A 13,436-nucleotide genomic window follows, 5' to 3' on the forward strand; every position below is an offset into this window, starting at 1 on the left:
ACAACTGCTCTCTCAAGCAGCTTCAATAGATTATCATACTTTCCAATGTTTGTCAAGCACTTTTTTCTATTTTTTTCATCTTCTTTTTCAGAAGACCTTTTTTCTGTTCTGCTCTCGCAGACAGCTTCCATATATTATCATCTAATTTCATATATGTCAATACCTTTTTACAATTTTTTTGTAACTATTCAGCCATGCGGCTGGTTTAATAAAAATACGGCACAAGTTTTCAACAGCAAAAGAACTTCTGCGCAGAAGAAAGGAGGTAACTTCTGTGCAAAAGTTCTCTGCTAAACAGTTTAGTTATTAATTTATCTGTACTTTAATTTTATCCGGGTTATATAAGATATTCCCGATTTTTCCATCAAGTCTTTTTCCAAACGCCCCTATTCTTTTCGCGCTGCATGCCTTTTGGCCAAAAATTATATCAGGTATATGCTCATCGGCGCCTGCTATAATTTCTTTACATATATCAATAATCACATCCAGAATTGATTTATCAATAAATGGCCCGCCATGGGAGAGCATCACTTTATCATACAGGCTTTCATAGTCCCTCTTATAAGTTTCCAGTGTGTGCATATATACTTCTACAGGAGATGATTCATCGCCAAAAAGGAATACTCCTGGGTTGCAGGCATCGCCAAAAATAACTGTCCGCGCTTCCTCCAGCAGTATAGTCTCCGACCCCTGAGTATGACCGGGCATAGGCAGCAGTCTTAATGTTATACCGCCCAGGTCAAAAATCTCTCTGCCATTTAATGGTACATATCCTGATGTTTTTACCCTCTGAAAATCGGACATCTCAAATGTCCATTTCTTTTGCGGATTTATTATTTCATAATTGGCTTTAGCGTAATCATACCGGCTCCTGGCATTGATCCCGCAGGCCAGAGTAAAGTCCAGCGGATTCAGGTATACCTGATCAAACTCTCCTGCTCCGCCCAGATGATCCAGATGCCCATGCGTACCTATGACTATCAGGGGCAGATCTGTAATTTCTTGTACACAGGATTTTAAACTTCCCAGACCAATCCCCGTATCAATCAGAGCCGCCTTTTTCTTTCCAAGAATCAAAAAACAGTTTGTACCTGCAATATCTGTAATGGAATATACATCCGGTAAAATTTTTTTATAATTGAAGTACATTTATAATCTCACCCCTTTTGGAAAAATAAAATCCCTTTCTAATGGAAGTCCTGTATATAAGGACGCTCTTTTGTATAAGCCTGCCACACTCCATCAGAGGATCCGTTCGGATTGCCGTATTTCATAAAATTAGTCCAATAATCCAGCATTTGCCCGCTCAGGGCAAAATCATGTTCCTCCATAGGCCGCCAACAGCGCCCTAATGTGCCGAAGGTGTACCACAACTCTGCAGAGTGAAAGGCTCCGTCATCACTTCCCGGAAGACGCCTCGTAAAGTAATAAAGATACGCCGGATAATTACTGTTTTTCTCCCGCTGTTCACACCATCGGATACAGCCGTCATAAAACATATTTTCACCGTTTTTAGAACCGGAAATTTCAACAAGGTCATCTGCGTTGGAACCTACTATATAAGGGATATCTTTGACCAGCCCATGCTTCATAAGTTCTTCGAGAGTATCTTTCAGCAGAATACCGTCAACAACCGGATGACACCATCCCATACGCTCCTGAGGTTTTTCCAGACAATAAGACCAGTAAATATCCAGCAGTTTTTCCCAGGGCATCGACCTTAATTCTCTCAGCGACCGGGCCCCGGCGCGCTCTGCAAACTCAATGCCAAATCTCATAACATCCTCCGGCTTTGAGCAGTCAATCCCTCCGGATGGAAATATACCGCTCTGAATGATCGCCTTTTTGATCTTATTGCCGGTCAAGGATGAGGAGACGAGGGTTCTCACACTGGCGCCTCCGGCGGATTGTCCAAAAACGGTTATATTTTCCGGATCACCGCCAAAATCTTCAATATTTTCATAAACCCAATCCAGCGCCGCAATCTGATCATAAATTCCATAATTTCCACAGGTACCATATTCATCTTCTTCACACAGCCATGGATGCACAAAAAATCCAAAAATGCCTAACCGATAATTGATGGTCACCAAAATCACATCTCTTTGGCAGTAAGCCGCGCCGTCAAATTCTTTTTCAAATCCAAAACCGCCGCCAAAGCCGCCGCCATGAATCCATACAGCCACCGGATATTTTTTCTTTTCACGGCAATCCGGCGTCCATATATTTAAGTGTAAAGAATTTTCACTGCGCACAGGGATAAAATCATAGTTATTATAAAATTCTTTGTTGTACAGGTCTTCCGGCGGAGCATACTCCTGGGGAAGGCGCTGCGGGCACCGCGTCTTAAACAGGGTAGCGTCGTAAATCCCCTCCCAGGGTTCCACAGGCTGCGGCCGCTTCCAACGCAGTTCGCCCACGGGAGCCCTGGCATAAGCAATACTTCTGAAAACCTGATAAATGCCGGTATCTTCTCCCAAAATTCTTCCCTTTTTTGTAACAACCTCGATCGTTTTAATAAAATCCGCCTCCATTTCTCTGCTTTATTTCCGCGGGCAGAAAGCCATGGGACATACCCGCGTATTTATCTGACTTCGACTATTATTTTAAACGATTCATCACCTCTGGACATCCATCTTTTTATCTTGAATATTGCTCATTCAAAGCCTGATTCCTATCCCTCGCCAAAAAAGCTAATATCTGACTATATTTATTGTCAGATATTAGCTCTTCTTTCTACCGATAAATGCGTATTAATTTTATTTCCTGTGCCCTCAGGGACTGCTGAAGAACCAGCTTTCCCTTTTGCGCTATAATATGGCTATATTTCACAGAAGGCAGACATACACGCTTTAAATAACAAATATCTTCCGGGGACAGGTCATCCGGCGATCCCATTTCCTGCCACGCCTCAAAAACACTGTTGCGCCACGGAGCCATTCGATATTCCTTAACGTTCCACTCTCCATCCAAAACATCCTCCAGGGTCAGATTTATTTCCAAAAGATCCTGATTTTCAAAAATATCCTCCTGCCTGGAGATTACATTCTCTTCCAATGTATAATATTTATAACTCAGATCCTTTGGGTTAAAACACAAAATGCGGTATTCATATTCTCCGACAGCAGTCACTATATCATATTTTTCTCTGTGGATCAGAACATTTCCCAAAAGCCCCATAAACTTTATCGCGTAATATGCCGGTTTTGGTACTCCGTCTGCCGTCAGCAGACCCATGCCGCCCGCTAAAAGCTTTCGTGTATCTGTGTAAATCCCCGTATAATCACTCAGCCAAAGATAGGCGGCAAAATCCACAGAGTCTCCAATATGCCCCATGAGCCGGGCCATCAGCGCCGCCTTTCCACAGGTATCATTGAAAAGATTCCTCTGCGACATGCTCATATTCCATTCTGAAATGTACAGGGGGACATTCTCCCATCCTACAGAGCTTAACATATTACGGCAGAGACGGATTTCACTCACAAAAAACTCATCGGCCGTATGTCTACGCTTCCCTTCCAGTTTTTTTGACACGTCAACTCTTGAATAGGGAAAAAGATTTATAGAAATAAAATCAGGCGTCATCTCCTGAAGCACCCATCTCTGCAAAAGCGAGAAAAACTTATCTTTGCTGATAGCGGGACTGAGACCGCAGCCTCCCACCAAAGCGCCGGGAATACGGCGTTTCACAGTTTTATAGATAGCCGAAAATATATCGGGGAAATCTCCGGGAATCCCCATAGTATTTTCACAAAACTCATCCCACCAGCAGTCAAACTGCCACTCCTGTACTTCCCCCATTCCATAACGGTGGACAATGTGTTCCAAAAAATCGTCAAGGATACCTACACATTCTGTTAAGCTTTTAAAAATCATCTCTGATTTTTTCTCATAGACAAAGGTATTAATTCCTTTCATCACCGACCGTGGTTTATTATCCAGACTGATGACCGGATGAATTTTCTGAGATACAAGAAAATCCAAAACATTGTCGATGTGAGCATAGTTGGAAATACCTGCGGCATGGTTTTCCCGATAATTCATTTTCTCATCAAAAAGCCCAAGGAGCCTGCCGCAGGTAAATTGAAGATCTTTTTTAGCCTCGGCAATCTGCTCCTGCATCCGGCCACTCTCAAGCTCACTGGCGACGCCAAGGCAGATACTTTTGTTCCATGGAATACGCCATAAACTTCCGTTTTTCACGGATACGCAGAAGGATACACACTGCGCTCTCCCGGATTTCCAGATACCGCTCTCATTGCGTCTGAGATACTTTTTTAAGAACTCCTGATCATTTTCATCGGCTTGCGTTAATTCTCCAATCTGACTTTTTTTCTTTCTGAAAGCCAGCGGAGGCATACCATAAAGAGCTTTAAACCTCCGGCAAAAAGCGGATGCGTTTGTAAAGCCGTGGGTGCTGGCAATCCAGACGACGGAATGATCCGTATATAAAACGTCCTCCATAGCAAAATGAAGCCTCACGTTATTTATATACTCTACAAAGAAGAGGCCCACACTTTTTTTAAAAAAGCGGGAAAAAGATGTGGGCGCCATATGTAAGAGAGCCGCAAGTTCTGACAGCGGGATGGGGCGATTATAATTGGCATTAATATATTGGATCATTTTCTCAATCCGGAAATCTTTTTCACTGTCGGAACCGGATACAGAATCCGACATAAAGTAACTGGTCAGATAATGGGTAAGGCGGTAAAGAATACTTTTTTTCTGAAAAGTCATCATATCTGTGTTGACAGCGCATTCACTGAGAAGGTCTTCCATGATCGAACGTATGCCGTCATAATAATCACTGTTCTCCACAGCACTGTTGCAGTAAAAAAATATAAGCTTTTTATCCATATTATCCAGCAGCATGGAATAATCAAAGTGGATCACACACAGATGGGAAGGCTCAAGCTCCGCCCAGGAATGACGGTGATTGCTGTTAATAACAATGGTGTCATCACTTTTAAGATCAAAGCATTTTCCCAGGACATATACGCGTATACACCCTTCCATTACATAGATCAGCTCTACATTCTGGTGCATATGCTCCCGCTCCGCCATGCCCTTTTTAAAACAAATTTCAAATTCCTGCTTATGATGTATATCCATAGACCCATCCCCCTTTATCATATGATATGATGTTATGATACCACACCATCAGAACCGCCCACAACAAGTTTCCGGAAACAGAAAAAGGCAACGCCCTCCGAAATACTCAAAGAGCATTGCCTTGTATGAACTTCCCTTAATTTTGGGACGCAAGCCACTCGTCTAACTGCCGCTGGGCCTCATCAATGTATGTCTGGAAACCATTGTCATAAAGCTTTTCAATAAATTCATCAATAGTTTTCTGATCCGCCATACCGCAGGAAATCTGGGCTTTATATTCATTAAATACATTGGAAAGGGCTGCCGCCTCCGGTTCTGTGGCGCTGACTGGAATACCCATAGTCATAATGGCCACTGAAAAAGTCGATACACAGCCCTCGCTGACCTTTACGGAAACAAGAGGCTCGCCGGCCAGTTCCTCAGAGCCGGTCGTCCTCGCCCGGTTTCCTCCAAGAAATCCGGAAACAACTGTAGCATCCGACAGCGGGTCATCCTCCCGGATCATAATATCTTTATCAATATATCCTTTTTCATACCAGTCTCTTAAAATAGCATAGCTCTCTTTGTAGGCATCGCTTTCATACAGGCTGACAACCTTTGTGGCATCCTCATCAACCATAACCGCCAGCAGATCAGTTCCCAGAGTGTCATAATCTGTACCGTTGATCAACGGCTGGCTGATAAGGGAATTGGACCCTGAGCTGACCATCTTCATATCAGGATGTAGAGCGTAGATAGCCTCAAAAGCTTCTGTAATATCCTCCACGCTCTGGATGTCCTCCGCCGTAAATCCAGCTTCTGTCAGATAAGCTTCACGACAGATCCAGTATCCGTCATTGGTATAATCTGTATACACCGGCACCGCATAAACAGTTCCATTGACGGTCGTTGCGTCCAAAATATTCCCGGATACAAGCTCATAAGTTTCCGGGGCATAATCCGCCAAAAGCTCATCCAAAGGCAAAAGCTGGCCCGAAGTCACCATATTGCTGAATGAACCGGAACCTGCCGGAAAAGTGGTGATCAGATCAATTTTATCTCCAGCTCCGATCTGCATAGGCATCTGGGACATATATGTGCCCATTTCCAGCATTTCCAGATTAACATGCACATTAATCTTTTCCAAAGTAATTTCATTAACCGCATCCTCAACAGCCTGAAGCCCTTCCTGAGAAAATGTGCCGCCGACATTCCACAGCATCCATGTCACTTCCGCAGGATCTTCATCCCAGTCCACAGGTACACCGCCTGCCGCCGCGCTTCCATCAACAGATGTTGTCCCTTCAGCCGATGAACTGTCCGCCGCGCTTCCGGTATTTTCCGCAGCACTTTCCGAACTTCCGGCCTGCGAGCCGCTGTCCTGGGCCGGATTGTTATTTTGCGCGGGCTCTGAATTGCCACAGGCCGTCAGGGTCAGACAGGAAACCAGCAAAATCCCCAAAGTTCTTTTCAATCTCATCCGATATCTCCTCCATTTAAAATTTATTGATGGTCTTATTATAAAAGGCTTTTTACTGATTTTCTGTCTTGTTTTTAGCAAAAAAATGCCTGTCTGATAGCAGCTTTTTATAAGCTCCCACATACAGGCAAAATCATGCAATATTTTTAGTTTTTTCTTGTCCTTACAGCCTTGCTTATTTAAAACAACACTTTCCCCATATTGGCCATAAGCTCTAAAAGATAATTATTATTATAGATGAAACTCAAAATCACACTGTCATTGATCTGCTGAAAAATATACTGTCCCCACTGGGTTGTGGAAAAGATCGTAACGATAATACAGGCCAGCCACAAATAAATCGCGCCATTGAACAACCCGAATATAAAGCCTCCGATTTTATTAAGGCCATTAATAACAGGGATACGGCTGAGCATATCCAGCATACATCCTATGATCCTCAAAATAATGTAGATCACCAAAAAACACACGATGAGAGAGATGGCATTGAGGATCAGACAGGTAATATAGTTGGAAATATACTCGGAAAACTGGTCGATTCCCAGGGCTTCATACACTTCCGCATTGTTGTTGGATTTTAGTATATCCTTCAGAAAATCCGGAAGGTTGTCCATCTGATCAATGGCTTCCATCTGCTCACCCGCGCCCTGGGCCGCTACCTGGAACTGATCCTCCAAAGACGCCTGGATACTGTCATTAATACTCGTATACAGGGGTGTCGTGCGCAGAAGTTTTGTTCCGTAGGGCATAACCTGTACAGCCAGGACAATAGCCACAATCAGAGCAAATGTCGAAAAAACAGATTTTACCAGCCCCCGGCCAAAGCCTGCCAGGGCCGAGGCGATTAATATAATGACAGCTACGATAAGTACAATATTCATAATCAGCTCCTTTTCTTCTGTGGACGATGACGAATTATCTCAACCGGATCTCCTGGATGGCGCTGCTGCTGATCAGGATATATTCATCCTCTGTATTTTTCGGAAGCAGACGGATAATTGGCTCACTAAAGGTATAACTGAATTTTTCCCTGCCGCTGAAAGTGTAGATCACACATTCCGTATCATTATACATAATGATTTCCTGGTCTGTGTTCGTCACAGTCTCATATTCAAAATCAAAATCCCTTTCCATATACAGACGTCCGGAAGTTGTATAAACTTCCATATGATAAAGATCTTCCGATGACTCTGAACCATCTTCGTTTTCTGTATTGTTTCTGAAAATAAATCCCATATATTTGTCAGAGACAAAAATACTTTTGATTTCCCGGCCAAAATCTACTTCTCTCACTAATTCCGGATAATAATTCATGGAAAAGATGGCGAAGCCTTCTTCGCCGTAGGCCGCAATCGTGTTGTTTCCCAGAAATTCCATTTTGGGAATAATCGTATCATATTGGAATGTTCCCATAATATGGTCCACTTCGTTGGCGCCGGCGCTTCCGAAATTATAAAATACAACTGTGGTTGACATTGTTCCGTCCTGAACGTTTAAATAGCTGACCGCCAGCTTTTCACCGTCTTCTGACAGGGCAAAATCCAGAGGATAGCCCATATCACTGATATTCGTCCGGATCGTAACCAACTGCTCTCCCGTATTGCTGTACAGATCAATGTAATTGGAACTTCCTTCGGAAAGGATTGCCGCCACAACTCCCTGGGAAGCCACAGCGATATCCACGATGGGATAGGAGGTCACAACACTTCCCACCTGACCGGACTCGTTAAAAATCCGGATCTGATTAGAACCAATATCTCCGATGGCCAGATAATTTCCACGGGTAACCGCTCTGGCCGATGCCATCTCAAAAGACTGATTCCAGACCGTCTCCTCAAGATTTTCTGAATAGGACACGCCATCCTTGCTGTAGCGAAGCAGGCCATTACCCATAATCTGGTAATTCACTTCCACATTGTCAGTCTTTTCAATACTGGTAAGTACGGTAAAATTGCCATAGGCAAGGCTCTGATGAATCAGGCCGCCAATAAGCACAAGAACTACCGCCGCAATTCCAATATAATAAATACGGTGCAGGGGGGAGATTTCCCTGCGATGCTTCCACTTTTCTTTTAACTGAGCTTTAAATTTCACAAACTTTTCTTTCGCAGATTTCATATCGACATCCTTTTAGGTCTGAAATTACAACAATTTAACCCATCGTTGCTGTCCACACCGGAAACTCTTGCCGATTCCTGTATGGACAGTAACGAATAGTTATCATTTTACCACAGTTTTTTTAGTTTGAATAGCATTAATCCGGAAGATTGAGCATCATTCCGGGATAAATCATATCCGGGTCTTCAATTTGATTCATTTCCTGGATCATTTCAATATAGCTGTAGTCATTATAAAATTTCTCAGTGATACCCGCTAGTGTATCTCCCACCTGAACCTCATACTGGCGGATCACATTTTGTACCGCTACTTCCGATTCTCCCGAAGCATCCGCCACCGAAACATCCTCCACGTCATCATCAGTATTTTCCCCATCAGCCAGATCCAAAGATGTGCCATCTTCCCCTGTAACTGCTGCTCCATCTTCAATGACATCCACAGCGCCGCTTCCATCTGCCGCGGCGCCGCTGTCAGCTTCTGCACTGTTATCCGCCACAGCATTGTTATTGGTTACAGTACCGTTATCCGCCGCAGCATTGTTATCGGTCACAATGCCATTATCCGCCACAGCGCTGTTATCCGTTCCATCCGCGCCGCTGTTGACCTCCAGGTCACTGCTCTGCCCAAGACTTTCTGCAGTCTCCAGTTCGCCCTGGGCTACATCCACAGGAATGGTCCCCTCATCGGCGGTGCTGTTGACAGAAGTCGTCTGATTCCGGTTTAACTGGGTAAAGCCAAAAATCAGAGCAAACAATATGGCAAAAGTGGCTACAAGTGAGCTGGCCCGCTTCATTCCCCTGAAAAGGTCCGAAGAAGATGTTTTTTCATCCTTTGTCCCGGCGGTGTCTTTCGTTCCGGAGGATGCTTTTGTCTCTCCTGCTCCCTGATCTGTCTCCCCGGCATTTTTGTGTCCTAACGTTCCAATCTTAGAGAGAAGAGAATTTTTCCCGCTGTCCTTTTCCTTCTGAGACTGACGACGGCCAAAGATTTCCTCCCTCTTCCGCAAAAATATGTTGTTCTCCCCTGATTCTGAACTTTCAGAGGTCTTATGGTCCACCATATAATTCTGCATATCTTCATTGCGCTCATAGTAAATATAGTAACCCTCCTGACGCACCAGTTTTCCCTGATCATAAATATAAAATGCCTCATCGTGATCCAGCGGGTCGATAATCAACAGAGCCTTATCCACGCCAGGAAAGTTATCCACATGCATTTTTGTTATTTTCTCATTAATCCCCAAAGATTTCCCCGGCCTTGTGAGAAACCAGCCCACTACTTCCGTATTGTGGAAATACTGGCCAATCTCATCATAAATCTGGGTCCATATCTCGCTTGTAAATATCACCTGATCATCCTGAACCGTTACATTCTTAGCTTCCACCGCGCCATCAATAAAGGCGATCGTATCTTCCTGATTTTTCCCAAGTCTTCCCAGAAGGACTGCCAGCCTCTGCTGATCCGTGGACTCACGGGCTATCTGATTAATGTATGTAATAACGTAATCTTCAACGTAAATTTTCATTTTTTCACCGGGTTTTCCAACCTGACGGATGTTTTTAGGCAGCTTCAGATTATTCTTCTCTTCGTCATACTTCATCTCTATCATAGTCTCACCTTCCTCGCTCCGATCATAGCACAAACATAAAAAATACTTTATCAAAAGCTGTCAGTCCCGGCTTATAACCTTTCCAGATATTTCGTCCGGTACGGATTATTTCCGTGAAAAAAGCCCATACTATAAAAACATACAGGTCACATTGGCCCACAATGGAGGAGATTTCCATGAATCCTTGTTTATGGTTTAACTATAATAACGACAGTTCATCCCAATTACTGGCAGTTCATTTATCCCGGATGCTCGGCCAGAAAAAATTCAAGAAAATGCTCAAGTGGGGACCGCCGGTATTTTTATGTATCGGTACGCCAAAAATTCCCGGCGACTGCCTTGGCCCTATGGTGGGAAGCCTGCTGTCTCTCGCTGACAGATATCCTGTTTTCGGCACAATGGCCCGCCCGGTTCACGCCCAAAATATCAGAACTGTGCGAAAATATATACGCCGGAAATATCCCCGTTCTCTGATTATTGTCATCGACGCTTCCATCGGCAGTGCCGGACACAGCGGTTTCCTTACCCTGAAAAAAGGACCGCTCCGCCCCGGCCTGGGACTGGGCAAACGCCTTCCTCCGGTGGGGCATATTCAGATCACAGGGGTTTTTGAAGATCTGTACGGAAATTCAGCCCAAAAACAAATGATCGGCTACGGACTTTATATCTGTCAAAGCCTATTTTTTTTAAACACAAAGTTATGCATCCCCTCGGCCATCAGGAATAGGCTGGACCAAACCGCCGGGAATTTACCTTTCTTTTAAAAAAAGGACGATTTCCTTACTTTTTTATTAAGATTTAATACTTTTGCCACATTTTGTACACAGAATTTTCACATTTTCCTGTTATCCTAATACTCGTAGGAAGATTTTTCATACACATTCATAACCCCTCTCGATGAGGCCCTGAATTTATTCAGGGCCTCATCCCCTTTTATCCGAAATTTTCTAATATCCGAAATTTTCTAAAGCAACTGTCATTTTTACTAAAAAAGCTCTCCTAAATTTTAATTGAAGACCTTTTTTTTCCCATGTTATACTGAACTTACCGTGGAAAAGCCATTTACAAAACAGGAGGGAGGAAATTTAAGCAATGAAAAAACTAAAATTCCAAATACTTTTTCTGCTGGGCATAACCGTGCTGATGCTGACAGCAGGAAACGTCAAAGCCGCCGAGAGCGCCGGTCCTCTGCCTGAACAGACGCTTCAGCAGATTGAAGAACGGCTTATCGAGGCTTTAAATGATTATCAACTCGTTATAGACATCTCTGATCTACAGATTTCTTATGATGAAAACGCAAGACAACAGATCCTTGATATTATTTACAGTATTCCCGAAAGCAATTACAGATATTTTTTTGTTGACGGCTACAGCACCAGATATAATGAAATTTTTGAAACGGTAGGCTTTTCCTGCGATCCTGATTATACTATCAATGGCACTGATGAACCTGACGCCGCCAAGATCAGCGCCGATCAGCAGACACTTGAAACAGCCGTCAACAAAGCCCTGGCAGCAGTGGAGCCGGGTATGTCCACTGTTGAGAAAGTTCTGGCCATTCACGATTATATTGTCCGCATATGTAATTATGATGAGGAGAATTTTGAGGCTGGCACTATTCCGGAGGAATCATACTCTGCCTGGGGCGCTTTGGTCAACGGCAAGGCAGTGTGCCAGGGTTACTCTGAAGCTTTCAACATGCTTATGAATGAACTGGGTATTGAAAGCTGCGTAGTCAGCAGTTCTACCATCAGCCATGGCTGGAACATGGTCAATATTGACGGCACATGGTTTCATGTAGACTGTACATGGGATGATCCTCTCATTTACAAAGGTGTGGGCATCCATCTGGACATGGAGGATCCTTACGATGAAGGATATGGCGACCACGAAAACTTTTTGAAAAGTGATGAGGAATTTCGTGCCAGCGGTCATGAAGGCTGGGAGGCTGATGCTCCCGCCCAGGCCACAGTCAGCGGAAGATATAATGGCTGGAGTTTTGACGGCACAGATTCCCTGATGTACTATCAGAACGGCTTCTGGTACTATGTGGACGGCGGCAAGATCGTTAGTTCAAAAATCGACGGCAGCTCCCGCCGCGAATACGATGTGGACAATGTCCTTTATCTTCACAAACTGGGCAATCAATTTTATTACAATACCCCAGATAGCGTCTATACCTTTGATCCGGCAACCGGCAGTCAAAGTCTGTGGCTGGATGTCAGCGCCGCTTATCCGGGGTATATCATGACAGAGTTTACAGTAAAGAATGATCAGCTCATTGGTGTTCTCTACAATGAACAGCAGAGAAATTTCCAGCATGTACAGCTTAACGGAAATACCCCTGAGCCCGCGCCGCCCCAATCCAGAGAACAGGTGGAAGCCTTTGTATCCCGCCTGTATACGGAAATCCTTGGCCGGACCCCGGAGGCGGAAGGTCTGAGCAATTGGAGCAATGTTCTTTTAAGCGGGCAGGAACAGGGTGCCAAAGTTGCCCAGGGCTTTATTGACAGCAACGAATTTAAAGCCAGATCCCTAAGCAACACAGAGTATCTGACCATCCTTTACCGCACATTTTTTGACCGGGAGCCTGACGGCGCAGGGTTAAACGCCTGGCTCAAAGTTCTCGATGACGGCCTCTCACGAATGCATGTGTTTAAAGGTTTTGCCGAATCCGATGAATTTTCCCGGATATGTGCCAGCTATGGCATTGTCCGCGGCAATGCCACGCTCACAGCACCTATGGATCAAAACGAAGGCGTTACTAAATTCCTTGTCCGCTGTTATCGTCTCTGCCTGGGACGCGAAGCCGATGAGTCAGGGTTAAACGCCTGGTGCAGCCAAATTTTAAGCGGCGCAAACACGGCCAAGCAGGCTGCCTATGGTTTTGTTTTCTCAAATGAATTTAAAGATAAAAATCTGTCTGATGAAGAATTTGTAAAGACCATGTACCGGGTATTTATGGACAGAGAGGCAGACGGAGCCGGATTAAACGCCTGGATTGATGTTCTCAGAAGCGGCCAGAGCCGGGAACATGTTTTTAACGGTTTTGCGGACTCCGCTGAATTTCACGGCATTTGCGCCAGTTACGGCATTTCCTGATAAAAAGAACAGGACCTCAGACACAAACCGCTGTGT

9 protein-coding genes are annotated in these 13,436 nt (G+C 44.3%); 2 read left to right on the forward strand and 7 right to left on the reverse strand.

The window, feature by feature from the left end:
• Positions 1–306: 306 nt before the first annotated feature.
• The 7 genes from HNP82_RS15970 to HNP82_RS16000 form a co-directional block, all read right to left on the reverse strand.
• Positions 307–1,149: an MBL fold metallo-hydrolase gene (locus tag HNP82_RS15970; protein WP_183776337.1), complete on the reverse strand. Its 843-nt coding sequence runs from the start codon at positions 1,147–1,149 to the stop codon at positions 307–309.
• 38 nt (positions 1,150–1,187) lie between these two features.
• A complete protein-coding gene (locus tag HNP82_RS15975) occupies positions 1,188–2,534 on the reverse strand; it encodes a carboxylesterase/lipase family protein (protein ID WP_207720654.1) in 1,347 nt (448 codons plus the stop codon).
• Between the two features lie 202 nt (positions 2,535–2,736).
• Positions 2,737–5,112 (reverse strand): GH39 family glycosyl hydrolase, encoded by a 2,376-nt coding sequence (locus HNP82_RS15980; protein ID WP_183776339.1) that lies wholly within the window; start codon positions 5,110–5,112, stop codon positions 2,737–2,739.
• 136 nt (positions 5,113–5,248) lie between these two features.
• Positions 5,249–6,571, reverse strand: coding sequence for an ABC transporter substrate-binding protein (locus tag HNP82_RS15985; RefSeq protein ID WP_183776341.1), 1,323 nt, complete (start codon positions 6,569–6,571; stop codon positions 5,249–5,251).
• A 179-nt stretch (positions 6,572–6,750) separates the two neighbouring features.
• The gene (locus tag HNP82_RS15990) at positions 6,751–7,452 is read right to left on the reverse strand and encodes a CvpA family protein (RefSeq protein WP_183776343.1); all 702 of its coding nucleotides are present in this window, start codon (positions 7,450–7,452) and stop codon (positions 6,751–6,753) included.
• 34 nt (positions 7,453–7,486) lie between these two features.
• Positions 7,487–8,689: a DUF5711 family protein gene (locus HNP82_RS15995; protein ID WP_183776345.1), complete on the reverse strand. Its 1,203-nt coding sequence runs from the start codon at positions 8,687–8,689 to the stop codon at positions 7,487–7,489.
• A gap of 136 nt (positions 8,690–8,825) precedes the next feature.
• The gene (locus HNP82_RS16000; RefSeq protein WP_183776347.1) at positions 8,826–10,298 is read right to left on the reverse strand and encodes a LysM peptidoglycan-binding domain-containing protein; all 1,473 of its coding nucleotides are present in this window, start codon (positions 10,296–10,298) and stop codon (positions 8,826–8,828) included.
• Between the two features lie 176 nt (positions 10,299–10,474).
• Here HNP82_RS16000 and yyaC point away from each other — a divergent pair, with 176 nt between their 5' ends.
• Positions 10,475–11,062: a spore protease YyaC gene (gene yyaC, locus HNP82_RS16005; RefSeq protein WP_183776349.1), complete on the forward strand. Its 588-nt coding sequence runs from the start codon at positions 10,475–10,477 to the stop codon at positions 11,060–11,062.
• Positions 11,063–11,390: 328 nt separating this feature from the next.
• On the forward strand, positions 11,391–13,400 hold the full coding sequence (locus tag HNP82_RS16010; protein WP_183776351.1) for a DUF4214 domain-containing protein: 2,010 nt from the start codon (positions 11,391–11,393) through the stop codon (positions 13,398–13,400).
• The last annotated feature ends 36 nt before the right edge of the window (positions 13,401–13,436 follow it).

Source organism: Catenibacillus scindens, from assembly GCF_014202115.1.
In the GTDB taxonomy this organism is placed as follows: Bacteria; Bacillota; Clostridia; order Lachnospirales; family Lachnospiraceae; genus Catenibacillus; species Catenibacillus scindens.

Bases quoted from the DNA above. Each gene is read 5' to 3' on its own strand.
- HNP82_RS15970 (WP_183776337.1), bottom strand. From the start codon at position 1,149: ATGTACTTCAATTATAAAAAAATTTTACCGGATGTATATTCCATTACA.
- HNP82_RS15975 (WP_207720654.1), bottom strand. From the start codon at position 2,534: ATGGAGGCGGATTTTATTAAAACGATCGAGGTTGTTACAAAAAAGGGA.
- HNP82_RS15980 (WP_183776339.1), bottom strand. From the start codon at position 5,112: ATGGATATACATCATAAGCAGGAATTTGAAATTTGTTTTAAAAAGGGC.
- HNP82_RS15985 (WP_183776341.1), bottom strand. From the start codon at position 6,571: ATGAGATTGAAAAGAACTTTGGGGATTTTGCTGGTTTCCTGTCTGACC.
- HNP82_RS15990 (WP_183776343.1), bottom strand. From the start codon at position 7,452: ATGAATATTGTACTTATCGTAGCTGTCATTATATTAATCGCCTCGGCC.
- HNP82_RS15995 (WP_183776345.1), bottom strand. From the start codon at position 8,689: ATGAAATCTGCGAAAGAAAAGTTTGTGAAATTTAAAGCTCAGTTAAAA.
- HNP82_RS16000 (WP_183776347.1), bottom strand. From the start codon at position 10,298: ATGATAGAGATGAAGTATGACGAAGAGAAGAATAATCTGAAGCTGCCT.
- yyaC (WP_183776349.1), top strand. From the start codon at position 10,475: ATGAATCCTTGTTTATGGTTTAACTATAATAACGACAGTTCATCCCAA.
- HNP82_RS16010 (WP_183776351.1), top strand. From the start codon at position 11,391: ATGAAAAAACTAAAATTCCAAATACTTTTTCTGCTGGGCATAACCGTG.